A 23,401-nucleotide genomic window follows, 5' to 3' on the forward strand; every position below is an offset into this window, starting at 1 on the left:
TGAGTCTGGGACATTAATCAATGCCCCAGGCTTTTTTATTGCAAACACAGACAACAATTTAATTTAAAAACCCGCTTAATATCGAGTTATTTCAACATTTGTCTAAACCCAGAATTTCAAACAGAAATTCTACAGACAAAGCAAGTTGGGGTTCGGAGTAGGTTTAGACAACACGCTTATAACTTATAACCCACTGAAACCATTTATAAAAATTCAATCTGTAAACAAAATTAATGGGCACTCATTTATATACACCACACACCTTTCATTATGATGTGATGTTACTTATTATTCAATGTCATATGAAAATATTGATGGCCATATAAATGAATTGTCGCGTCCTCTTTAAACCCTAATTTGTGATATAGATGGCGTGCTTTATTATTATCATAATCACAATTCAATCCCCATTTTTCATGTGCATGAGTGGAAATGACATACTTTAAAAGTTGTGTTGCAATACCTTGTCCTCGATATTTTGGAGACGTTACTACTGTTTCTATATATATTTCATCATCGTATGATTCTTTTTCAGGTAATGGTGTACCTAACTGAAGAATATCTTCTTCAAGTGGTAACTTAAGCCATTGTTGTTCATAATCCATTTCCTCTTTCCCAGGATAAGCAATTACACATCCAGCAACAACCCCGTCTTTCTCATATACCCAAATATGCTCATAAAACGACCGGTATCTTACATTCACAATACTTAATTCTATCGCTTCAATAATACGATCTTTAGTTATTTCCTTGGTAATATCTAATTCCATATCTCTCCAAATAAGATAACATAACTCTGCAATCTGTCGATTATCACTCGTTTTCGCTTTTCTAATCACATTTGACTCCCCTTTTAGATATTGATAGCTAAAGTTTATACTCAATTTCTAAATAAAAATAAATACGACATGATGTTGACATCTTAAAATTAAACAATCACTATAAATTTAAACCTTCACTTTATATCATAACATCTTCTTTAATACTTTTACTTTGATAAACTAAATAATTATCTGTAAAAATAAAGATAAGACTAAAAACTAAATTAACCATACGGAGGCAGACATAATGAAAGTTAACAAAACAATTTATATTATAGTAGCATTGATTTTAGGTGGTCTGGGCGTGCATAAATTTTATGCCGACCAAGTTGGACAAGGTATTCTACATCTCGTCTTTTTCTGGACTGGCATTCCAAGTGTTGTCGCAATCATTCACGCTATCATTGTTATTTTTACTAAAAAAGCAGATGAATACGGCTACATAACTTTTGATAAAAAATAAGATCTAAAAATATTTCTTCATATTTTCCAAAAAAACAAATTTTACTTTTAGCTCCTACAAAAACTGGGTATAAGATATCAAACAAAATATAAGGGGAGTTAACATGCAGAATATTGTTAAAAGAGTGATTAGAATTTTAGTTTCCGGTTATATTGTCAAAATGATACGAAACCTTATTTCCAAAAATTCTAACGATAGAAATAAAAACAATCACAAATAGAAATATTAAAAAACGGAATTGATTAGCAATTCCGTTTTTTAATAATGTTCGTTGCCACAAACATTCTTTTTTTCTTGTGATATACATGCGAATTACTCAACTTATCGAACTACATCTTTGATACGTTTATCATATTTTCTTCATTCTTAATTTATTAAAATATTAGTTGTTGATTTATCTAATAAAACTAGGTTATGTAAATAAATTTTATTAGATAAATCTTCTAGTTCTAAAAGTATTAATTGATATATTTCTTGGATAAATCGATATTTATTTTATAAATCTTTTAACTTAAATAAGAGTTAGGATAAGGAGAAAGAGAATGAATTTTTTTATTAGGAAAGAAAAAAAGGAAGATTATAAGATTACAGAAGAAGTTGTAAAAGAAGCGTTTGCTAATGAAGAATATAGTGATCAGAGTGAACATAGATTAGTTGCGAGTTTGAGAAATTCTGATGAGTTTATTCCAGATTTATCTTTAGTAGCATTACATAGAGATAAAATTATAGGTCATATATTGTTATCTAAAATTTTTATTGTTAAAGATGAGAAATCTATAGAGTCATTAGCTTTAGCGCCTGTTTCTGTCTTACCTAATTATCAAAATAGAGGCGTAGGTCAAAGTTTGATACAAAAATCTTTAGAAGTAGCAGAAAAGCTTAATTTTGATTCGGTTATAGTGATGGGACACTCAGAGTATTATCCAAAATTTGGGTTTAAAAAAGCTTCTAACTGGGGTATTAAAGCCCCTTTTGAAGTACCAGACGAATTTTTAATGGCTATTGAATTAAAGAAAAATGCTTTGGATAAAACTTCTGGGATAATTCAATATTCAGATGCTTTTTTTGAATGAAAAATTTATTTATCTTAGTTTTTAAATCTACTGAATAGATAAAGACTAGGCATTTATGCCGAGAAAATTTATTGATGTTGAGAAGAACCCTTAACTAAACTTGAAGACGAATGTCGCATAGCGTGAGCTATTAAGCCGACCATTCGACAAGTTTTTAGTTTGTTAAGAGTTTTCGAAGGCTCAACGTCAATAAAGCAGTTATATTAACATTGCCTAAAAAAGGAGTTCTTATTTTGGATAAAAACACAGTATTAGATAAAGGTTATTTTATAGCAACTATCTTAAATTCCATTTTTTTACTTGGGTTAATTTTTGTATATCAATCTGATAATCCATATATATTAATTCCATATACTATTGTGATGGTTGTTAATGCTATTTATTTAGTTGTAAAAGTAGGAAAAATAAATAAAAGTAAGCCAAAATTTAAGAGGGTTTTGAAACGATTGAAAACGAGTTTCTTCTTGACTTGATCCTATATAGGAATAACGTTCTTTTTTAAAATAAGGATCGATACTTATATATTAGCTTGAATGATTTAAAAAATTTGAAGATATCTATATTTTACAAAAATCAAGTTTGTTATTGTTACTTTTGATGTTTATTTTTTGGTTAAGTTTAAGACAATAGAATATAAACCATAGATATGCATAGAAAGAGTCCGGAAGATAAAGTTCTAGGATAAGTAAATAAAGACAATTTCTATTGAATTAATATAGAAATTGTCTTTTTTATTATTGTATAAAGAAAAAGAACGTTGATACATCAACGTTCTAGCGTAATTTAGTTAATCAGAATTAAACTGATTTTTACTAATGAACGGAAACGGAGGGATTCGAACCCTCGCGCCGCTCTCGCGACCTACACCCTTAGCAGGGGCGCCTCTTCAGCCAACTTGAGTACGTTTCCATATGGCTCCGCAGGTAGGATTCGAACCTACGACCGATCGGTTAACAGCCGATAGCTCTACCACTGAGCTACTGCGGATAAATAATAAGTAAACTATCTCTATCAAGCACAAGTATTATTATATCAATCTTGTTGAATTTTTCAAGAGTTATATTAAAAAAATATACGGAACATTTACACTTATTTAATATTAACGTCCCGCATATTTTAAATTGAAACACTGTCATCAATTTTTTTAAATAGTTTGGGAAAAGCTAATTTTCTTCAAAAAGAGAGTAGCGTGAAAGCGCCTCGAAAATATTTAAAGAGGACTGATTATAGTCAATGGGTTGTTCAGGGTTGTTAGATTTCATTCGTGATTGCTTATCTACCATGTAATAATAGATGATTGCATTGGTGTATTGATGCCACAAACTATGAAATGATACATTGAGTGTTAAAGAATCACCATTCGCAAAAATTATTTTACTCTTACGATTTTTAAGTTCTTTAACATTTTCAATATAATGCATATTAATCCATATATTTTCTTCTTGACGGTCCGAGTGAGTTGGAAAAAAGTAAGTAGGAAAAAGAGGTGTAAGTAAAATAGGTGGTTTACTAGAAATTCCAGTAATACGATTCGTTTCTGCTTTTTTACTAATATAATTATTGCCATAAAACTTACATGATCTTTCGATAATTCTCTGTACTTTAAATGGACTTTCTTTTCGGGTTTGATCAAATCTGATAATCTCAGTACCATTTGTCTGCTGATATTCATCATATTTAGGTCGTATTACCATATCACCTTTTCGTATAACATAAATCGTTTCGGGTAAATGTGTCATTAAAAAACCTCACTTTATTCAATTACTTAGATGATTATTAAAAATAAAAAATAATAACCTAATAATATTTTATCCAAGCTCAAAATAAAATCAAGTTCTACTTTTATTTTCTTTTTACACATATTTCTTTTAAAATGTCAGAATATTCATTGATTTCAAAATTTAAAATCAGTATAATACTTATATATTAAATAATTGAAAGGTCGTGGTCTTTATGAATCACAATACTGAGGTCAAGTACACTACATTAGAAGATTTTGTAATGACAGTGAACGATTTAGGCGTTGAACTCGTCATTGAAGAAGCACTCAGAAATGCAAGAAAAGCTAAACTTAAACTCTTAATTGACGAAGCGCTCATCAATAAAAACGAGAACGATTTTATTCAATATACTAACGAATTTAAACAATTGGAGGCATTTTTAAGTGAATAAATTAGACTCGAGTCACTCATCATAAAAGGTCTATTCCCTACTTTAAAACAAGTTGAGAATAGACCTTTTTATCATACTTAGGACATCAATCTTATAATTTCATACTTATTTATATCCCCAAAGTAGTGATAGAAATCATAATTTTGAAGTGCCTCTTCTATATGTTCAAAATCATGTAAGCAACCTACTAACGCATGTTCAAGTTCAGTTACATCACCTTCGCCGAAGAAATCTCCAAATAGTTTTGCCCGTTCAATTCTTCCTTTTTTTACATCTAATTTTATTTGAATAAAACCTTTCTCAAATTTCTCTTCACGCTCAATATTATATTTTGGATTGCTGCCATAATTCCATTCCCACGTACGATACTTTTCATTACTTAATTGCTTAATATTCTTCCAATCTTCTTCTGTTAGTACATATTCTTCAACTTCATTTTCACCAAAAATAGTTTTAAGAATAATTTGTTTGAATTCTTCTATATCTATTGGCTGTTCTAGAAATTCTTCAATATTGGCAACTCTTTTTCTAACAGATTTAACGCCTTTAGATTTAATTTTAGCTGGATTCACTTTTAATGCATTTTGAACTTCATTTAAATCACAATTTAGCATTAATGTACCGTGACTAAACATTCTATTTTTTACTTTAACCATAGCATTTCCAGATATTTTAGCTTGCCCTACTTGTATATCATTCCGTCCAGTCATTTCAGCATTAACTCCCATTGATTGTAAGGCCTGTACAATGGGCATCGTAAACTTTTTAAAATTATGAAAGCTATGACCATCATCATCTGTGATAAAGCTAAAATTTAAATTTCCAGTATCATGATAGACAGCCCCACCTCCAGAAATACGTCTTACTACATCAATTTGATGTTTATCAATATACGATTGGTTAACTTCTTCAATTGTATTCTGATTCTTTCCAACAATAATTGAAGGTCTGTTAATATAAAATAAAAAATAACTTTCTTCAGAAGGTAAATTTTTAAGAACATACTCTTCCATTGCTAAATTGATGGAAGGATCATTAATATTATTGTTGCTAATAAATTTCATAACATTCTCTCCTTAAATAAGTCTCTCTATATGCCCTTACCCTAGTTATGAATGATTTATAAGAAAAATTCCACTCTTTTACTCATTTATGAATGATATTTTATAATTTTCTTTTAGTTCACTTCTTTTTCATAGAAATTAGTTTATTTGTCAAGTAAATTTTAGTACAATATAATCTAGCTATGATTTAAGGGAGGACTCGTAATGACTGTTGCAGAAGTAGGTAATATAGTAGAATTTTATGACGGTTTAAGAGGCCGTGTCGAGAAGATTAATGATAACTCTGTTATTGTAGATTTAACTATTATGGATAATTTTAATGAATTAGATTTACCGGAAAAGACAGTTATCAATCATAAGCGATACAAAATCGTTGATCAAGAAGGTTAATTAAAATGAAAAATGTTTCTAAAGCTTTGATTTGGTTTGTTATAAGCTTCATCATCTTTCACGCCATATTATTTGTGATGTGGGGAGAACATCAGGAATACTGGTATTTATATACTGGCATTATGTTAATAGCTGGAATAAGTTATGTTTTTTACCAAAGAGACATTGCATCTAAACGATTATTAACTTCCATAGGCATGGGTATAATAACGAGTGTCGCACTCATTATTATACAATTGATTTTTTCACTTATTTCATCAGAATTATCATACGCATCTTTAATCAAAGAATTATCACGAACGGGTGTCTACTTTAAATGGCAAATGCTCGTTACTTTATTATTTGTGATACCTTGTCATGAACTATATATGAGAACTGTTTTACAAAAGGAATTAATAAAATATAACTTACCGAAATGGGCTAGCATTTTAATTGTTGCAATATGTTCAAGTTCATTATTTATATACTTAGATAATTGGTGGATTGTATTCTTTATTTTTGTAGCTCAGTTCATTCTATCTCTTAGCTATGAATATACGAGACGTATTGCTACGACTACAATTGGTCAAATTGTGGCTATCATTTTATTATTGATATTCCACGGATAAAAAAAGCATTTCTTAGACTCATGAATTTGAGCTAAGAAATGCTTTTTTAAATTAATTAAAGAAAAAGTGACACATACACCGTTATAAATAGTACGAGGAAGATTAATAAACTTTAAAATTATGATTTAATTTCACAGAATACATGTCACATTTTAAATTTTTTCTAATCAATCCACCCATCGTTTCCGAATATGTGTCGTGAACGATAGCTTCTTGTAAATACATTTTGTAGTTTCTATAACAATAATCAGTCATTGTTATTCTATACGAATCTTCTTCATTTAGACCATTTAATTTCACTCTATTAAACGGTGATTGTGACATGTCTATACAATAATCAAACCCTTGCCAAACTGTAAATAACGTTTCATCTATCATTGTCATACTTAATTGTCGCTTATTAAAATCAATATGCGCATAACTGTATTCAAGTATATCTTTGATATTTTTACCTTTGACAGTGATATCTATAGGTTTATCTGGATGAGGATATGCATCGTATATATCTCTATTTCTTATAGTTCCTTTTAACCCTTCTTCACCATTCTTAGGTATATGCACACAAGAAATATCGTAATTATAGGCTAATCGAATTGCATCATGTAATAACTGAGTAAAAGGATGAGGCTTACAAATAATATCTTCAATACATTGAACTGTTAAGCCATTGTTTTTGTTTGAAACAACTGAATTTGCCCAGTGTTTAACTGCCTTACGGTCATAATATGTTTCTTTCAATAATTGTTCATCTTCATGGTAATCATTTAAGTCTATAACTTTTGAATCGATGTGCTCAATTTCATAAGAAGTTGTCCGTTTCTTAAATTTAATTGAAAGATGTACTAATTCCTCAGCATTTTGACCTGCTTGAACATATATAGTTTCATGATCTTTTCCGACAACTGTTTGATGTTGATGAGCGGTAATAATTACATCAATAACACCAAGTTCTTCCATAATTTTTTCAGCTTCATTTGCATTTTTTTCATTTCTTTTATTGGTACTACTTATTTTATTTAACCCACCATGATAAATAACAATAAGGAAGTCTGGCTCTTCAACTTCATGTATGTATCTAATCCAACGTTTAGCTGAAACCAAAGTCTTCTCAATACAGACATCTTCTTCCATTTCTGCGTACTCGTTCTTCATTAATCCATCTGAGGTTAAACCTACGATAGCAATTTTCAAATCTGAATACATTTTGATTGTATAAGGCGTAGAAAAATATGGCTCTCTAGTAACAGTATACTCTATATTTGCTGATAGCCAGGGAAACCTTGAGAGTGCAACTGAACGTGTCAAAAAAGATAATCCAAATTTAAATTCATTAGGGCTAATTCCACTAGCATCATACTGCATTGCATTCATCAACTTAATCATAGGATGACGTTTATATGGTGCTACAACGGCGTAATAGAATGCTGCAAGTGATCCCGCCAAACTTCCCCCACTATCTAGTAATATGACATTTTCATTATTTTTTCGAGCTTCATTAACATAAGTACCAGCTCGATAAATATTTGAGCCATAATCACCATTTAAGAAGTGACTATGCATATCAGAAGTTGCAATCACATCAACTATTTTATTTTCATTTTTTTCCATAGAGCCACTCCTCTCCTTAAATTTAGTGTAACATGTACCATTCATTAAATGTTATAAAACTATTATCGCATTGATATCATTCCAAATAAAAAAACTATTAGCAAAGGTGTATGTATGCCTTTGCTAATAGTGTAATGATTATCCAATTTGTATACGTTCTTTAGGATAGCTATATTTTTCGGGTTCTTTACGTCCAGCTAACATAATGATGAATGAAATGAGGCCTACACGACCTATAAACATTAATATCATTAATACAACCTTGGTAATATCGTTGATATCGCTTGTCACACCTAAGCTTAAACCACATGTACCAAACGCAGACATTACTTCAAAGAAAATTTGTAGAAAGGACAACTTGCCTTGTTCAGTGGCAGATATAATAATCATGCTAATAAATGTAATCAATGACGCCATAGTAAATACGGCAAATGATCTTTGTACATCCATAATATGTACTTCTCTGTTGAAAATTTTAATACCTGTTTTGTCACCAGTATTATTAAAGTTAATAACAAACAAAATTAAAATAGCAAATGTTGTTGTTCTAATTCCGCCTCCTACAGAACTAGGAGATGACCCTATAAACATCAATAATCCCATTACAATATTTGTTGCGTCGCTAAAATGTGACACATCTATCGTTTGCAAACCTGCACTTCTGGTCGTTGATGATTGGAACAATGCATAAAATAGTGATTGATGCCAACTCAATCCTTTAAATGCATTGCTATGTTCTAATATTAATACAACAATAACGCCAAATAAAAATAAGAATAAGTACGTTGTTGTCGTTATTTTTGTGAATAATGAGAATCTAAAATTAGTTACTCGATTCTTAATATATGCTTTTAACTCCAACAAAACTGGAAATCCTATAGATCCTAACACAATTAAGAACATTACTATCGTTTGTACAAAATAGTCTTTTGCATAGGGAACTAAAGATTCACCAGTAATATCAAGACCACCGTTAGTCGTAGCAGATACTGACACAAAAACGCCTTGCATTAATGCGTTTTTTAAATCAGGATTATCCCGATAAAAGTAGAACGCGAGTAAGAGTGCACCTATAAACTCAATAATAAAAATTGTTCTTACAATTTCTAAAATTAGTTTAACCGTTCCACTCATAGTATCTCTATTATTATCTAACATAATGAGTTGTCGCTCTCTAATTCCAATATGTTTGCCTAAAACAACCCAAAGCATGGTTCCAATAGCCATAACACCTATACCACCGATGTTCAAAATAATAAGTATGATAATTTGACCAAAGGTTGAATATGTGTCGACTATAGTAATTGGTGATAATCCCGTAACACTAATACCTGATACAGCTACAAAAAGTGTATCAATTGGATTAACCTCAACCCCTTGCTTATGGACATATGGCAAATTTAATAATAAAAATGCAACGACTATGGCAAATAGATAATAGAGTATAATCCCTTGTTGAGGGCTAGATTTTTTAAGCAGCTGACTTAAAACTGACATGATTTTCACCTCAACATTTATTTCAATTTGATTTTAATATTTTTCTTCGCACCATTTCGATAAATTTTAGCAGTGATTGTTTTCTGATCATCATAATGACTATATATGACTTGTCTATATCGTAAGTTATCTTCAATCTTCTTACCATCTAATTCTACTATTACATCACCTTTTTTTAAACCTGACTTGTCTCCTAAACCATTTTCTTTCACTTCGCCGATTAATACACCATGATTCACTTTAGTTGGTAAGTTGATTGCATTACGTTCAGAATCGTCAAGATCACCAACATTTTTGATTTTGATTTCAGTATTTGGATAGTTCACTTTACCTTTATGCTCTAATTCTTTCGCAATCTTACGTACATCATTAATAGGTATCGCAAAAGCCATTCCTTCTACATTATGCATATCAATTTTTAAAGAAACTATACCTATGAGTCTACCATCTCTATCGACTACAGCACCACCTGAATTTCCCGGGTTCACAGGCGCATCAATTTGAAAAGCTTTCATCAGAGCATCATAGTTATCATTTTTATCAATGTCAACAGGTACATGACGATTGAGTCCAGACACAATACCTTGAGAAACACTTCCTTTAAAGTCTGTGCCTAGAGGATTTCCTATAACTAAAATAGGTTCAGCCAATTTAATATTATTAGAATCCCCCATAGTCATTGGTTTAATATTTTCGTCAGCAACTTTAGCTTTTACAACTGCTAAATCAGACCATTTATCTTTACCAATCACCTTACCTGTCACAGATTTATCATTACCATATGTTACTTTTTGTTTTTCTTGATTACCAACGACGTGTGCATTAGTAAAAATATAAATAGAGTCGCCCACTTTTTTGTAGACGACACCTGAACCTATCTCATTATCAGATTCATTTTTGTTATCAGACACAGTCGTGTCATTAGACAAATCATTCTCGACTGTTACAACTGACTTAACAGAGTTTTTAGCAATTTTCATCGCTGTTGTTTCATCTTTAGTTGTACCGTTAAATGCACTATCATTTGTATGATCATTTTTATTAACTGTAGTGAATATGGCATTTAATATTAAAAGTAATACTATAATACCTATAATAATTAACATTTTAGGCCAGTGTTCTTTAAAGAAAGCTATTACCAATTGTTTAAATTCATTAATTTTTTTAATATTTTCGGCTCTGCTACCTTGTTCGCCTTCTTTTTTAAGAAATTGCGCTTGTTGAGTATTATCGTTGTCTTTATCTTCTGGTTGTGAATAGCTATGTTTTGAAGAATATGGTTGTGTACCTCTTGAATCTTGCTCAGTATGATTAGAATTTACACCTAACATGGAGTCCTTTGAAGTCAATTTAGTATGTTGTTTACTTTCGTTTCCAGAAGTATTATCATGCTCTTTTATTGACTTATTTTCTGAGGATTCAATTACTTTATTATGATATTGATTTTCCTTTGATTGATTATCATTCAACTGTTTTGACTTACTTTGATGCGGTAACGTGGAGGTGTCACTTAAAACTCGAACATCATGTAAACTTTCTTCTCCAATTTTATTATCGTCGTCTTTTGATTTACTCATTTGATTATTTTGTTTATAACTTTTATCATCACGTTGTTGATGTATTTCCTCTTGAGTCAGTTTTTCTATTCTTGCTTTTCTCAAATTATCTTTAACACGTTCCTCATTGACTTTAGTTTGATGCTGTTCTCTTTTAGCTTGATTCTCCTTCTCTATTTTCTCGCGTCTAATGCGCTCTTCTCGCTCTTCGTTATGAAAGTACTCACGTCTTTTACGGCGATATTGACTGCGTGGTATGACTTGTTTTTTATCGTTATCCACTAGAAGACCACTCCTATAGTTTCTTTAACTCATTCTTTATCTGTTAAATTTAAGTTATTTTAATACTATATATCATCATTTTAAATTCGTTTATAAACTAAAGTTTAATATTTTAACTATAAAACTGCAATGTTCTAATAAAAATTAAAATAAAAAGAACCTCCACTTAATTTATTATTAAGCAAAGGTTCTAGCGTATCAATCAAATTATTTTTGGTTACCTTTTTTCTTGTTGCCAATTGCTGAAGTTAACCATCCTATTAATACTAAGCCAACTAATACTACCCAGAAGATTGTTTGCCATAAAGCACTATGTGGAAATGCTTCTGGTAAAACGCCAATATCAGGATGTGCAAGTACCATTACAACAAGTTTAATACCTACCCAACCTACAATTGCAAACGCAGCACCTTCTAGTCCTGGATATTTATTCAACAATTCTACAAACCAAGTTGCTGCAAATCTCATCAGGATGACACCTATCATTCCACCGAGGAACATAACAATAAATTGACCTAAGTCCATACCACCAAAATGTATGCCAACTTTTGGTAATGTAACGGCTATAGCTAATGCGGCAAGCATCGAATCAATTGCAAACGCGATATCGGCGAATTCAACTTTAAATACTGTTCCCCAAAAAGATTTAGGGCCCACTTCTTTTTCGTTACCTGTTTCATCGAAGTGATGTTCGTCTCCTGTTTCTTTATGATGTTTTTCATTTGACTGATGGAAAAATTGCCATAAATTTTTAATAGACATATAGATTAAGTAAACAGCACCAGCTGCTTGAATCCACCAGAAGTTTGCAATAATACTTATTAAGAATAAAGCAATAAATCTAAAAATAAATGCACCTAATAGGCCATAAAAAAGTGCTTTTTTTCGTTGTTTAGGTGGTAGGTGTTTAACCATTACCGCCATTACAATTGCATTATCAGCTGCTAATAATCCTTCTAAAAATACAAGTACTAAAAGTACCCATAAATAAGGTAAAATCAAACTCGGATCCATTGTGGACAACTCCTTTTAGTTTAAATACAAATAAAGAGACCTATGCTAATTAAATAGCAAAGGTCTCACTTAGCAATAGTTTTGCCCACTTTACCGGAAGACTTATCTTCGTAATGACGATAAAGTGTTGAATAGTTATTAGCAGTTTAAATGCATTGAATAACTATTCTCAAGTTACTCCCCTCTGACAGTTTTGTCATAGGTATTTATTTGTTATTTTCAGTATACATACTATGACACTGCATAGCAATATAAACATTTTTCATATACTATGGTGTGCCCGAATAGTGGTAAGTTTAAACATTCAATTATAATAAGCTATACAGCTTAATATCAGAGAATTTTTCTTCAAACCAACGCGTTGCAAATTCATTTTCAAATAGGAACACATAATTGTCGTATCTATCTTTTACTAAAATAGATCTAGAGGTATTCATATTATCTTTAATATCTTCTTCATTTTCAATCCAACGCGCAATTTTACGTCCGACTGGTTCCATAACCACATCTACATTATATTCATTATTCATACGGTGTTCAAAAACCTCAAATTGTAATTGACCCACAGCACCTAAGATAATTTGATTAGTGTGCAACGTTTTATAATATTGAATTGCACCTTCTTGAACAAGCTGTTCAATTCCTTTATGAAAATGCTTTTGTTTCATTACATTTTTGGCAGAAACCTTCATAAATATTTCTGGAGTAAATTGTGGTAACTCTTGGAAGCTATATTTCTGCTTACCGCCAACTAAGGTATCACCTATTTGATAGTTACCTGTATCATACAAACCAATAATATCGCCTGCTACAGCATGATTAACAGTTTCTTTATCATCAGCCATAAATGATGTGGAACGAGTTATTTTTTGTTTTTTATTTGTTCTTTGTAAGGTTACATCCATTCCTCTTTCAAACGCACCACTTACTACGCGCATAAATGCAATTCTGTCACGATGCTTCGGATCCATATTGGCTTGGATTTTAAAGATAAACCCAGAAAAATCTGTGTCGAATGGACTAACATCAACCTCTTCTTTAGTTTGTCTCGCATTAGGCATTGGTGCATGATCAACGTATGCATTTAAGAAATTTTGTACGCCAAAGTTTGCTAATGCCGATCCAAAGAAAACAGGTGTTAATTCCCCGTTCAGTAACGCTTCATTATCGAATGCTTCACCCGCTTCATCGACAAGCATCATTTCTTCAATTGCTTGTTCAAATGCACTATCATTTTTTATCGCGTGTTCTTCTTTAAGTTCGTAATCTTCGTTTAAATGTAATAAATTTTCTTCATCTCTAAATGGTTCAATCGTTTTAGAGTGTCTATCAATAATACCAAAGAAATTTTGTCCCATACCAACAGGCCAATTCATTGGATAAGTGTCAATATTAAGTGTTTCTTCAATTTCATCAAGTAATTCAAATGGCTCTTTCCCTACTCTATCCAATTTATTGATGAATGTAAAAATAGGGATACCTCGCATTTTACAAACTTTAAATAATTTTAATGTTTGTGGTTCTATACCTTTAGCACAGTCAATAACCATAACTGCACTATCTACTGCCATTAATGTACGATACGTATCCTCTGAAAAATCTTCATGTCCCGGCGTATCTAAAATATTTATCTTATAATCATCATAATCAAATTGCATTACAGAGCTTGTAACTGAGATACCACGTTCTTGTTCTACCTTCATCCAATCACTTGTTGCAAATTTACCCGTTTTTTTTCCTTTAACTGTCCCAGCTTCACGAATCGCTCCACTGAAATACAACAATTTTTCAGTTAAAGTGGTTTTACCAGCATCAGGGTGTGAAATGATGGCAAATGTCTTTCTTGACTCTATTTCTTCTTTTAAATTCATTTATCATTCTCCTTTGGATTCATTTCTAATCAAATCAGTTATATTACGTGCCAATGTATCTGCTTCAACTTCAGTCAACAAATTGAATAATTGCATCACTAATTCTTCATATAGTTGATCTGTATCTAACTCTTTGGATAATTCAATGGACCAAAAAAGTTCTGGAATAGCTAACATGATTGAATCATTAGACTGATGGTAATATACGTTCATCATCATTCCATGAAACTGAAGTGATTTAATCTTCAACAGGTCCACCACCAAATTTTTGATATGCTGCTTTTAAACCAATTAAGTCATCGCGATGTGGGACTTTAACATGACCAGGCATAATTTGATAAGGCTCTCTACCTTTTGAGGCCAAAACAACTGTATCTCCTGGTTCAGCAATATCAATCGCGTGTCTAATACCTTCTGCACGGTCATCAAACTCTATATAATTCTCATGCGTTGCGCCTTTAGCTAATTCAGCTGTCAACATTTTAGGGTCATCGTTAGCAGGATTATCTGGAGTAAAAATAACATAATCTGCTCGACATGCTACTCTCCCCATCTCAGGTGTTTTCGTTAAATCTCTTTCCCCAGCCATACCTACTAAAAAGATCAGCTTTTGTTTAACAAATGGTTTTACAGCATCAATCAGTTTATTCATACCATCTGCAGTATGTGCATAATCTATAATCAAATCTATAGGAAGTGATGGGTCGAGTACTTCTAAGCGACCCTCTACAGGTTCAAGTTCAGTAACAGCATTAATAATTTCATTTAAATTTGTTCCCTTACTCCAAACCGCAATCATAGCAGCCATAATATTTGAAATGTTAAATCTACCTACATAAGGAGATCTAACTGGAAAACTTCCAAAAGGAGTACAAAATTCAAATTCTACACCTTGCAAAGATTCTTTAATGTTTTTAGCCATAAATTGCGCTTCGTGTGTAATACCATATGTAAATACTTCATAGGGGGTCACACTTGCTAAATAATCGGAGAAGTCATCATCATTATTTAATACAACATATTTTTCTTTAGACAAATCTTCACCAAGCTGGCTAAATAATAACGATTTAGCATGTCCATAAGCTTCCATAGTTCCATGAAAGTCTAAATGATCTTGAGTCAAATTTGAAAAGATAGCAACGTCAAATTCTACGCCTCTAAGTCGACCTAAGGTCAATCCATGACTAGAAACTTCCATCGTCATTGCTTCTGCATTGGCATCAACTGCTTCTTTAATCTTTTTTGTTAATGCTACTGTTTCTGGTGTTGTATTCGCACCTTTTGTTTTTGTTTCATTAACTTGAAATCCATTCGTACCTAGATATGCACTATTTTTATTCAATTTTCTATAAATTAAATGAATCATAGTTGCAATCGATGTTTTCCCGTTCGTCCCCGTAACACCATATGTCGTCAGTTGATGACTTGGAAACTCATATAATTCATGTGCCAATAGACTTGCAACACGTAAAGTGTCTGGAACAACAACTTGCGTCACATTACCTTTAAGTTTGAGTTCTCTATTGACAACAACAATACTACAACCTTGATCTACTACATTTTGACAAAACTTATGACTATCTACCGTATATCCTTTAGATGCTACAAATAGACTTCCCTCTTTAGCTGTACGTGAGTCAGTGGTAATATCGTCCACCTGTATATCTAATGTACCAATTACATTTTTTACTCTAATTTTTTTGAACAACGCACTTGCATTCAAAATGTATCGCTCCTTTTTTTACAATAAGTCTATTATACACGTTTTATTATCGTTGATAAATTTATAATTATAAGTCTTATTAATTTATTTTTAATCATAATTGACGTAATATATCCAAATCACGTTCTATTAGATAGTGATAAAATCATTCATTAAAGACTGTTAAGGTAGTGTTAAAATATACTTAAAATTTTGTTGCGCTCACCTTTAAATAATTCATTCCATATTTAAATAATGCTAAGATATACATGTATTAACATAATATATAGCAAATACTAAGATTTTTTGAAGATAATACTAAAATCATGCAGAATGTGTTCAAATTTAGTTTCGTTATCTTGCAACCATACTTAATCAATAATGAACACTTTATAAAGCAATTTATGACAAAGCATTGTATTGCACGCCGTATTTATAGTATTTAAATACAATAAATGGTACACTTCTTTTCCTTTTACAATGTATGAAAATACGTTACAATTATTATAAATTTTAAAAATTAACGGAGGGTGGCTATAAATGGTTACTCAAAATAAAAAGATATTGATTATTACTGGATCATTTGGTAACGGTCATATGCAAGTCACGCAAAGTATTGTCAACCAATTGAATGAGATGAATCTCAATCATTTATCAGTCATTCAACATGATTTGTTTATGGAAGCTCATCCAATTATGACTTCTATATGTAAGAAATGGTATATCAATAGCTTTAAATATTTTAGAAATACATATAAACGATTTTATTATAGTCGCCCTAATGAGCTCGATAAATGTTTTTATAAATATTATGGATTAAATAAACTCATCAACTTACTTATTAAAGAAAAGCCTGATCTCATATTATTAACATTTCCAACACCTGTGATGTCAGTGTTGACCGAACAATTTAATATAAATATCCCTATTGCGACAGTTATGACAGATTATCGCATGCATAAAAATTGGATTACACCCTATTCACAAAGATATTATGTAGCAACAAAAGATACTAAAGATGATTTCATTGAAGCTGGTGTTCCTGCTTCATATATTAAAGTGACAGGCATTCCTATTGCTGATAAATTTGAAGAATCTATTGATAAAGAAGAATGGTTATCGCAACAACATTTAGATCCTTCCAAACCTACTATATTAATGTCAGCAGGTGCATTTGGCGTTTCAAAAGGCTTTGACTATATGATTAATAATATTTTAGAAAAAAGTCCAAATTCGCAAGTGGTCATGATTTGTGGACGTAGTAAAGAACTTAAACGTTCATTAAAATCTAAGTTCAAAGATAATCCAAGTGTAAAAATATTAGGATATACAAATCACATGAATGAGTGGATGGCATCAAGCCAACTAATGATTACCAAACCTGGTGGTATCACAATTTCCGAAGGACTTAGTCGTTGTATTCCTATGATTTTTTTAAACCCTGCACCTGGTCAAGAACTTGAAAATGCATATTACTTTGAAAGTAAAGGATTTGGAAAAATAGCAGATACTCCAAATGAAGCAATTGATATTGTTTCTGACTTAACAAATAACGAAGAGACTTTAAAGGTTATGTCATCTAAAATGCTAGAATCAAAGGTAGGGTATTCTACTAGAAAGATTTGTAAAGATTTATTAGATTTAATAGGTCACTCATCTCAACCTGATGAAATCTATGGAAAGGTTCCTTTGTATGCAAGATTCTTCGTCAAGTAATTACTCAAGTAACAGAAACTTTGTTATGATGTTGGTAATTCTGTTTCTGATGGAATTTGCAAGAGGTATGTACATATTAAGTTATATAAACTTTTTACCTACAGTGACCTCTATCGCAATAGCAATCACATCATTTGCTTTTTCCATTCACTTTATCGCAGATGCTGCAACAAATTTTGTCATCGGCTTTTTACTTAAAAAGTTTGGTTCAAAATTAGTACTTACATCTGGATTCTTACTTGCTTTTATAAGCTTGTTTTTAGTGATATGGTTCCCGGCATCACCATTCATAATTATTTTCAGTGCTATTATGTTAGGAATTGCTGTGAGTCCGATTTGGGTTATTATGCTATCTAGTGTAGATGAAAGAAACCGCGGCAAACAAATGGGTTATGTATACTTTTCATGGTTGCTAGGTTTATTGGTAGGTATGGTTATCATGAACTTACTTATTAAATTCCATCCTACTCGTTTTGCATTTTTGATGGCCTTGGTTGTGCTTATTGCCTGGATTCTATACTATTTTGTTAATATCAACTTAACAAATTACAATACTAAACCTGTGAAAGCACAATTAAAACAAATTGTAGATGTTACACAACGTCATCTTATCCTATTTCCAGGTATCTTGTTACAAGGAGCAGCTATAGCAGCACTTGTACCTATTCTCCCAAAATATGCAACACAAGTTGTGAAAGTATCAACCGTTGAATATACAATAGCAATCATTATTGGTGGCATAGGGTGTGCTTTCTCTATGTTATTTTTATCAAAAATCATCGATAATAATAGCAAAGGTTTTATGTATGGAGTTATTTTTAGTGGCTTTATACTATATACAATTCTTATATTCGGGCTATCTACAATTACAAATATATATATAGTTTGGACCATAGGGCTGTTTATTGGGCTTATGTATGGTATCCTCTTACCGGCTTGGAATACCTTTATGGCTGGTCATATTAATCCTAACGAACAGGAAGAAACGTGGGGCGTGTTTAACAGTGTTCAAGGCTTCGGTTCAATGATAGGTCCACTAGTCGGAGGTCTAATTACTCAATTTACTAATAATTTAAATAATACTTTTTACTTTTCAGCGATGATTTTTCTTGCACTTGCAGTATTTTACGGATATTACTTTATTAAAACAAACAGAAGGGTTAAACCTTAAAATCTATAAATCATTTATATAAAGATGAGTTGTATATATTAATGAAACGTCATTGATATGCATTTGAAATATGAATATTCAATATAAAGCGTACATTAATCTTTTTGAATGATTAACTATACAATATAATTATGTTTCATATAAAAACGCCAAATCCTACTGAAACACAATAGGATTTGGCGTTTTTAGTTGATTTAAGCGCTCTTCTTGTATTTAACAATATGATTCTGTAAATTCAATTTCACTTTACAATTTTGGATTTCTTATCCCAATGTAAAAGTTTCAATAATAGTCCATTTGTCTTCTTCTTCACTATATTGAAGTAACGATAGTTCTTCGATTATTTCTCTATGGTCTACCCCTGCTAATTTTACTTGACCATATATATCTTCAAACTCTTGACTTGTTAGACCTTGGGCAATTGTAAAATGAGGTACAAAAGGATGTTCAGCAGTACCGTAAAAATCTTCTGTATTAAATTGATTAAATAATTGCTCTAATGGTTCTGTTTTAGCAACTTTGAAGTATATAACATTACTGATTGGAGCAAAATTAGATGCCTTTGTAGCATGTACTTCTACTGGTTTTATACTAGAAATTCGATTTTTCACTTCATCTTTAATTAAATTAAAATCATGATCATCGATTTCAAATTGAGGTTTAATCGTGATATGAGGCATTATTTGAGCATAATGATTGTCATATCGCTTGCGGTAAGCATTCACCTCATCTTGAAATGACTTTGACGGAACCAATGCTAATCCTAAAATCATTTAAATTCCTCCTTTGTTTAACTTATTCCTATTATATCAAAACTTTTTGAAAACCGTTACTTTTATCATGAAAACAATTACATTTCTGAAATTAATAGATTTATCGTATTCAATAACCATTCGCTAACATACTATTTTATTTATATTACTTTATTAAACATATTTTCCATTTATTTGATTACTTAGAAATTGCAAGAGAATATCTCCTAGCAGTGGTTTCCATGATTTCCAATGATGTCCACCCTTAAATTCTTTATAGAAATATTCAATATTACCTTCTTTAATCAGTTGGTTCAATTCGCGGTTAGGTGTTAAAAAGTTAGCTCTTTTACCATTAGTTGGTAAAATAAAATCTTCTTCTTCTAAACCAATGGCATGCCATATCGTCAATTGATCTTTATTCATACATGTATCAAATTTTTGCTTAATATTTTCATTATACATTGGGCTCAATAACGCAACTTGACTAAATATAGTTGGATAAGTCATTGCAGTCATCAAAGCGATACTTCCTGCTAAACTATCTCCAATAAGTAACCTTGTATTACCTACTTTATAAGTTGGAAATGTCGCATCGATATAAGGAAGAATTTCTTTTCCCATTGCTTTAATGGTTAAATTAGAACGACGTCCTGAAGGATGAAATTCTTCCCTACGTTTTTCAACATCTTCGTAATGGAATCCTACTATAATTGCACGTTGTATTGATTGCTCTTCACGTAACTGTTCATATATACGTTGTATTCTACCAAATCTAAAAAAATCTAAACCATCAAAGCAAAAAATCAACTGATATTTAAATAAGTTTGTATAATCCTCAGGTAAATAAACCGATAATATTACATCTCTATTTAAAATATCACTATGTATTATTTTTTTATTAATCTTACCTACTTTAAACTCCGACATAAACCGATGCTCCCTTGTAATGTTAATACTATTGTATCAATACTTATAATACTTTTAAATTTATAGCAAGCTCGTATACAAATTAATTTCATACTAGTTTTTTCATTTTATTAAAAATACAGTGCATTCAGTTATATTGTAAAAGTATTTACTCTTTTTAATGACTGAGTTTTGATATATACTTATTGAGTATGAAAAAGAATAAAATAGGAGGATCACAATCTATGTTCAATAAGGTTTGGTTTAGAACAGGAATATTTTTTATTATGCTGTTCATACTCATCAAACTATTTATGGAAGTACATGAAGTATTTGCTCCAATAGCTACTATCATTGGTTCAGTCTTCCTTCCATTTTTAATTAGTGGATTTCTCTTTTACATATGTTTACCTTTTCAAAACATATTAGAAAAGTGGGGCTTTCCACGTTGGGCTAGTATAACAACAATATTCATAGGATTAATAGCTATCATCGCTATTGTGGTATCATTTATAGCACCTATCATTATTTCCAATATTAATAATTTAATTAAACAAACACCATCATTACAAAGAGAAGCCGAACAATTAATTAATTTCTCGTTAAGACAAATGGATAAATTACCAGATGATGTCACACATCGTATTAATAAAGCAGTTAAATCCATGGGAGATGGTGCAACGTCTATTTTATCTAATTCAGTGTCATATATTACGTCTTTCATCTCAACTGTATTTTTATTAATAATGGTGCCTTTCTTCCTGATATATATGCTAAAAGATCATGAAAAATTTATCCCAGCAATCGGTAAATTTTTCAAAGGAGAACGTAAAGTTTTTGTTGTAGATTTATTAAAAGACTTAAACTTCACTTTAAAATCATATATTCAAGGTCAAGTGACAGTTAGTATCATCTTAGGTATTATTTTATATATAGGTTATACGATTATAGGATTACCATATACGCCTTTATTAGTATTATTCGCCGGCGTAGCTAACTTAATACCATTTTTAGGTCCATGGTTATCTTTTGCACCGGCAGCGATACTAGGTATCATTGATGGTCCTTCAACTTTTATTTGGGTATGTGTCGTAACATTAATCGCACAACAACTTGAAGGTAACGTGATTACTCCTAATGTAATGGGTAAATCATTAAGCATTCACCCATTAACTATTATTGTAGTTATACTTGCAGCTGGAGATTTAGGTGGATTCACACTCATTCTTGTTGCAGTTCCATTATACGCTGTAATCAAAACATTAGTGAGCAACATTTTTAAATATCGTCAACGTATTGTCGATAAAGCAAATAGTAATGTTAAAGATTAATAATAGTTATAATCATAAGATTGAAAATTATACCACCAATTCAAGCCAAGGACATAATTAGATGTCCTTGGTTTTTTTAGACACGTAAGCAATGAATCATATCATCTTATAGAGCTCCGTCATTTCTACTGTTTATATGGAATTATGCATTTAATAAAATTTTTAACCCCCGATACATTTCTAACAACAAAATAAATAGTGTCATCTAAAATTAATATTTATACATTAAATATATTATAAATATCAAAGTAGCATTGCCGATTGTTAATTTATTTCTTGAATAATTAAATGTCATAACGCATTCTTATACACAAAAACAGGGATGATTTTTTATTACAAATCATCCCTGTGCACCAATTGTAAGATTATACTATGTGACTTTTTAATTTATCAATAATTATTTAATGGCGTGGAATCCACCATCCACGTGGATGTTCTCTCCAGTTACGCCACTTGAAAGATCACTTAACAAATATGCAGCTGTCTTACCTACTTCTTCTTGGTCAACATTGCGTTTTAACGGTGCTCTTGCTTCAATTTCTTTAAGAATTGTATTAAATCCACCTACACCTTTAGCGCTTAAAGTACGAATTGGCCCTGCAGAAATTGCGTTGACACGAATATTATCTTCACCTAAGTCTAAAGCTAAATATTTAACATTCGCCTCTAAACTTGCTTTAGCTACACCCATAACATTATAGTTTTGAACTGCTGCCTCACCACCAATATAAGTCGTCGCAACAATACTTCCACCTTCAGGCATAAGTTTTTTGGCTTCATGAGCTACGAGTGTAAGTGAATATGAACTAATTTCTTGTGCAAGTAAGAAACCTTCGCGAGATGTTTCTGAAAATCGACCTCGTAAATCTTCCATATTGGCAAATGCGATTGAATGATAAACACCATCTATCTGGCCTACATCTTTTCCGATTTGAGCAAAACCATTAATGATATCCTCATCATTTTGAACATCAATTTCATAGAGATAATGTTCAGATTGATTTAATTGTTCTAATAATTTTTCTAATTCTTTACGACTACGCTCTTTACGATATGTAAATACTAGTTTAGCACCTAATCGATCTAATACTTTAGCGACGCCAAATGCGATACTACGTTTATTCGCAATACCCATAATGACGTAGGTTTTATTTTCTAGATTTAACATGATAGTGTCTCCTTAATTTAAATTGATTATTACTACAGGCTGGTTAACTTTATGTTTACTAACCCTTTATACCCTTAATAGTTTAACATTTTTAGTACCTGATAATAAAGCAAAATAAAATGGCCACAATAATCATATTCATTGTATATTTTTAACGGTTTACGAACAAAATTTACCAAACTTATTTTATTATAGGTAACTTATGATAACAATTAATATATGTTACTTCTTAG

23 protein-coding genes, 2 tRNA genes and 1 riboswitch are annotated in these 23,401 nt (G+C 31.0%); of the genes, 10 read left to right on the forward strand and 15 right to left on the reverse strand.

The genetic code is table 11. From position 1 onward, the window contains the following. Positions 1 to 281 precede the first annotated feature (281 nt). Positions 282 to 839, reverse strand: a complete 558-nt coding sequence (locus HMPREF2663_RS08200) for a GNAT family N-acetyltransferase (protein WP_002458045.1) — start codon at positions 837 to 839, stop codon at positions 282 to 284. Positions 840 to 1,068: 229 nt separating this feature from the next. On the opposite strand from HMPREF2663_RS08200, the gene HMPREF2663_RS08205 reads away from it, so the two are divergent. The 4 genes from HMPREF2663_RS08205 to HMPREF2663_RS08215 all read left to right on the forward strand — a co-directional run bounded on the left by HMPREF2663_RS08205 (position 1,069) and on the right by HMPREF2663_RS08215 (position 2,830). After that, entirely contained in the window at positions 1,069 to 1,284 is a 216-nt protein-coding gene (locus tag HMPREF2663_RS08205; RefSeq protein WP_001831694.1) for a TM2 domain-containing protein, read from the forward strand. 103 nt (positions 1,285 to 1,387) lie between these two features. Continuing rightward, positions 1,388 to 1,504 (forward strand): SAR1012 family small protein, encoded by a 117-nt coding sequence (locus tag HMPREF2663_RS13225; RefSeq protein WP_002486587.1) that lies wholly within the window; start codon positions 1,388 to 1,390, stop codon positions 1,502 to 1,504. A gap of 322 nt (positions 1,505 to 1,826) precedes the next feature. After that, positions 1,827 to 2,357, forward strand: a complete 531-nt coding sequence (locus tag HMPREF2663_RS08210; protein WP_070846162.1) for a GNAT family N-acetyltransferase — start codon at positions 1,827 to 1,829, stop codon at positions 2,355 to 2,357. 233 nt (positions 2,358 to 2,590) lie between these two features. Next, the gene (locus HMPREF2663_RS08215; RefSeq protein ID WP_070846164.1) at positions 2,591 to 2,830 is read left to right on the forward strand and encodes a hypothetical protein; all 240 of its coding nucleotides are present in this window, start codon (positions 2,591 to 2,593) and stop codon (positions 2,828 to 2,830) included. A gap of 347 nt (positions 2,831 to 3,177) precedes the next feature. Here HMPREF2663_RS08215 and HMPREF2663_RS08220 read toward each other — a convergent pair. From HMPREF2663_RS08220 to HMPREF2663_RS08230, 3 genes are all read right to left on the reverse strand, one after another. Beyond that, positions 3,178 to 3,266, reverse strand: a tRNA-Ser gene (locus HMPREF2663_RS08220). 3 nt (positions 3,267 to 3,269) lie between these two features. Further along, a tRNA-Asn gene (locus tag HMPREF2663_RS08225) sits at positions 3,270 to 3,344 on the reverse strand. Positions 3,345 to 3,520: 176 nt separating this feature from the next. Further along, positions 3,521 to 4,096, reverse strand: a complete 576-nt coding sequence (locus HMPREF2663_RS08230; protein ID WP_001829272.1) for a competence protein ComK — start codon at positions 4,094 to 4,096, stop codon at positions 3,521 to 3,523. A 214-nt stretch (positions 4,097 to 4,310) separates the two neighbouring features. On the opposite strand from HMPREF2663_RS08230, the gene HMPREF2663_RS08235 reads away from it, so the two are divergent. Then, complete coding sequence (locus tag HMPREF2663_RS08235) at positions 4,311 to 4,529, forward strand: IDEAL domain-containing protein (RefSeq protein ID WP_001829292.1); 219 nt, start codon at positions 4,311 to 4,313, stop codon at positions 4,527 to 4,529. Positions 4,530 to 4,606: 77 nt separating this feature from the next. On the opposite strand, the gene HMPREF2663_RS08240 is transcribed toward HMPREF2663_RS08235, so the two are convergent. Further along, positions 4,607 to 5,593 carry a lipoate--protein ligase gene (locus tag HMPREF2663_RS08240; RefSeq protein ID WP_070846166.1) on the reverse strand — a complete coding sequence of 329 codons (987 nt, stop codon included), beginning with the start codon at positions 5,591 to 5,593 and terminating at the stop codon, positions 4,607 to 4,609. 204 nt (positions 5,594 to 5,797) lie between these two features. Here HMPREF2663_RS08240 and HMPREF2663_RS08245 point away from each other — a divergent pair, with 204 nt between their 5' ends. Together HMPREF2663_RS08245 and HMPREF2663_RS08250 are read left to right on the forward strand one after the other, a co-directional pair. Continuing rightward, entirely contained in the window at positions 5,798 to 5,983 is a 186-nt protein-coding gene (locus tag HMPREF2663_RS08245; protein WP_001829339.1) for a YkvS family protein, read from the forward strand. Between the two features lie 5 nt (positions 5,984 to 5,988). Next, on the forward strand, positions 5,989 to 6,591 hold the full coding sequence (locus tag HMPREF2663_RS08250) for a CPBP family glutamic-type intramembrane protease (RefSeq protein WP_001829312.1): 603 nt from the start codon (positions 5,989 to 5,991) through the stop codon (positions 6,589 to 6,591). Between the two features lie 102 nt (positions 6,592 to 6,693). On the opposite strand, the gene HMPREF2663_RS08255 is transcribed toward HMPREF2663_RS08250, so the two are convergent. From HMPREF2663_RS08255 to HMPREF2663_RS08285, 7 genes are all read right to left on the reverse strand, one after another. Then, complete coding sequence (locus HMPREF2663_RS08255; RefSeq protein ID WP_070846169.1) at positions 6,694 to 8,199, reverse strand: bifunctional metallophosphatase/5'-nucleotidase; 1,506 nt, start codon at positions 8,197 to 8,199, stop codon at positions 6,694 to 6,696. 138 nt (positions 8,200 to 8,337) lie between these two features. Beyond that, the gene (locus HMPREF2663_RS08260; protein WP_002446120.1) at positions 8,338 to 9,696 is read right to left on the reverse strand and encodes a TrkH family potassium uptake protein; all 1,359 of its coding nucleotides are present in this window, start codon (positions 9,694 to 9,696) and stop codon (positions 8,338 to 8,340) included. A 17-nt stretch (positions 9,697 to 9,713) separates the two neighbouring features. Continuing rightward, positions 9,714 to 11,534, reverse strand: coding sequence for a S1C family serine protease (locus HMPREF2663_RS08265; RefSeq protein WP_070846171.1), 1,821 nt, complete (start codon positions 11,532 to 11,534; stop codon positions 9,714 to 9,716). A gap of 207 nt (positions 11,535 to 11,741) precedes the next feature. Continuing rightward, positions 11,742 to 12,548 (reverse strand): TerC family protein, encoded by an 807-nt coding sequence (locus HMPREF2663_RS08270; RefSeq protein WP_002446118.1) that lies wholly within the window; start codon positions 12,546 to 12,548, stop codon positions 11,742 to 11,744. Between the two features lie 71 nt (positions 12,549 to 12,619). Further along, positions 12,620 to 12,743: riboswitch (yybP-ykoY riboswitch) on the reverse strand. Between the two features lie 113 nt (positions 12,744 to 12,856). Continuing rightward, positions 12,857 to 14,419, reverse strand: coding sequence for a peptide chain release factor 3 (locus tag HMPREF2663_RS08275; protein WP_002446117.1), 1,563 nt, complete (start codon positions 14,417 to 14,419; stop codon positions 12,857 to 12,859). Positions 14,420 to 14,422: 3 nt separating this feature from the next. Beyond that, positions 14,423 to 14,668, reverse strand: a complete 246-nt coding sequence (locus HMPREF2663_RS08280; RefSeq protein WP_002446116.1) for a YueH family protein — start codon at positions 14,666 to 14,668, stop codon at positions 14,423 to 14,425. Next, entirely contained in the window at positions 14,658 to 16,142 is a 1,485-nt protein-coding gene (locus HMPREF2663_RS08285; protein ID WP_060545997.1) for a UDP-N-acetylmuramoyl-L-alanyl-D-glutamate--L-lysine ligase, read from the reverse strand. The genes HMPREF2663_RS08280 and HMPREF2663_RS08285 overlap by 11 nt, the downstream gene beginning before the upstream one ends. Before the next feature lie 519 nt (positions 16,143 to 16,661). On the opposite strand from HMPREF2663_RS08285, the gene HMPREF2663_RS08290 reads away from it, so the two are divergent. Further along, entirely contained in the window at positions 16,662 to 17,837 is a 1,176-nt protein-coding gene (locus tag HMPREF2663_RS08290) for a diglucosyl diacylglycerol synthase (protein WP_002458034.1), read from the forward strand. Beyond that, the gene (ltaA, locus tag HMPREF2663_RS08295) at positions 17,815 to 19,008 is read left to right on the forward strand and encodes a lipoteichoic acid biosynthesis MFS flippase LtaA (protein WP_002490070.1); all 1,194 of its coding nucleotides are present in this window, start codon (positions 17,815 to 17,817) and stop codon (positions 19,006 to 19,008) included. Before HMPREF2663_RS08290 ends, ltaA begins: the two co-directional genes overlap by 23 nt. A gap of 263 nt (positions 19,009 to 19,271) precedes the next feature. Here ltaA and HMPREF2663_RS08300 read toward each other — a convergent pair whose 3' ends face one another. Together HMPREF2663_RS08300 and HMPREF2663_RS08305 are read right to left on the reverse strand one after the other, a co-directional pair. After that, positions 19,272 to 19,781, reverse strand: a complete 510-nt coding sequence (locus tag HMPREF2663_RS08300) for a YjcG family protein (RefSeq protein ID WP_002457137.1) — start codon at positions 19,779 to 19,781, stop codon at positions 19,272 to 19,274. A gap of 153 nt (positions 19,782 to 19,934) precedes the next feature. Beyond that, positions 19,935 to 20,690: an esterase family protein gene (locus tag HMPREF2663_RS08305; protein ID WP_070593031.1), complete on the reverse strand. Its 756-nt coding sequence runs from the start codon at positions 20,688 to 20,690 to the stop codon at positions 19,935 to 19,937. A 224-nt stretch (positions 20,691 to 20,914) separates the two neighbouring features. On the opposite strand from HMPREF2663_RS08305, the gene cozEa reads away from it, so the two are divergent. After that, complete coding sequence (cozEa, locus tag HMPREF2663_RS08310; RefSeq protein WP_002457139.1) at positions 20,915 to 22,000, forward strand: lipoteichoic acid biosynthesis protein CozEa; 1,086 nt, start codon at positions 20,915 to 20,917, stop codon at positions 21,998 to 22,000. Between the two features lie 397 nt (positions 22,001 to 22,397). Here cozEa and fabI read toward each other — a convergent pair whose 3' ends face one another. Further along, a complete protein-coding gene (gene fabI / locus HMPREF2663_RS08315) occupies positions 22,398 to 23,168 on the reverse strand; it encodes an enoyl-ACP reductase FabI (protein ID WP_002439142.1) in 771 nt (256 codons plus the stop codon). Positions 23,169 to 23,401: the final 233 nt, after the last annotated feature.

It is taken from the genome of Staphylococcus sp. HMSC077D08 (assembly GCF_001837945.1).
GTDB lineage: Bacteria > Bacillota > Bacilli > Staphylococcales > Staphylococcaceae > Staphylococcus > Staphylococcus epidermidis.

Excerpts from the sequence above, each read along its gene's own strand:
- HMPREF2663_RS08230 (WP_001829272.1), bottom strand. The coding sequence starts at position 4,096 with ATGACACATTTACCCGAAACGATTTATGTTATACGAAAAGGTGATATG.
- HMPREF2663_RS08210 (WP_070846162.1), top strand. The coding sequence starts at position 1,827 with ATGAATTTTTTTATTAGGAAAGAAAAAAAGGAAGATTATAAGATTACA.
- HMPREF2663_RS08245 (WP_001829339.1), top strand. The coding sequence starts at position 5,798 with ATGACTGTTGCAGAAGTAGGTAATATAGTAGAATTTTATGACGGTTTA.
- HMPREF2663_RS08205 (WP_001831694.1), top strand. The coding sequence starts at position 1,069 with ATGAAAGTTAACAAAACAATTTATATTATAGTAGCATTGATTTTAGGT.
- HMPREF2663_RS08275 (WP_002446117.1), bottom strand. The coding sequence starts at position 14,419 with ATGAATTTAAAAGAAGAAATAGAGTCAAGAAAGACATTTGCCATCATT.
- HMPREF2663_RS08255 (WP_070846169.1), bottom strand. The coding sequence starts at position 8,199 with ATGGAAAAAAATGAAAATAAAATAGTTGATGTGATTGCAACTTCTGAT.
- fabI (WP_002439142.1), bottom strand. The coding sequence starts at position 23,168 with ATGTTAAATCTAGAAAATAAAACCTACGTCATTATGGGTATTGCGAAT.
- HMPREF2663_RS08290 (WP_002458034.1), top strand. The coding sequence starts at position 16,662 with ATGGTTACTCAAAATAAAAAGATATTGATTATTACTGGATCATTTGGT.
- HMPREF2663_RS08270 (WP_002446118.1), bottom strand. The coding sequence starts at position 12,548 with ATGGATCCGAGTTTGATTTTACCTTATTTATGGGTACTTTTAGTACTT.
- HMPREF2663_RS13225 (WP_002486587.1), top strand. The coding sequence starts at position 1,388 with ATGCAGAATATTGTTAAAAGAGTGATTAGAATTTTAGTTTCCGGTTAT.
- HMPREF2663_RS08305 (WP_070593031.1), bottom strand. The coding sequence starts at position 20,690 with ATGTCGGAGTTTAAAGTAGGTAAGATTAATAAAAAAATAATACATAGT.
- HMPREF2663_RS08235 (WP_001829292.1), top strand. The coding sequence starts at position 4,311 with ATGAATCACAATACTGAGGTCAAGTACACTACATTAGAAGATTTTGTA.
- cozEa (WP_002457139.1), top strand. The coding sequence starts at position 20,915 with ATGTTCAATAAGGTTTGGTTTAGAACAGGAATATTTTTTATTATGCTG.
- HMPREF2663_RS08240 (WP_070846166.1), bottom strand. The coding sequence starts at position 5,593 with ATGAAATTTATTAGCAACAATAATATTAATGATCCTTCCATCAATTTA.
- HMPREF2663_RS08250 (WP_001829312.1), top strand. The coding sequence starts at position 5,989 with ATGAAAAATGTTTCTAAAGCTTTGATTTGGTTTGTTATAAGCTTCATC.
- ltaA (WP_002490070.1), top strand. The coding sequence starts at position 17,815 with ATGCAAGATTCTTCGTCAAGTAATTACTCAAGTAACAGAAACTTTGTT.
- HMPREF2663_RS08260 (WP_002446120.1), bottom strand. The coding sequence starts at position 9,696 with ATGTCAGTTTTAAGTCAGCTGCTTAAAAAATCTAGCCCTCAACAAGGG.
- HMPREF2663_RS08300 (WP_002457137.1), bottom strand. The coding sequence starts at position 19,781 with ATGATTTTAGGATTAGCATTGGTTCCGTCAAAGTCATTTCAAGATGAG.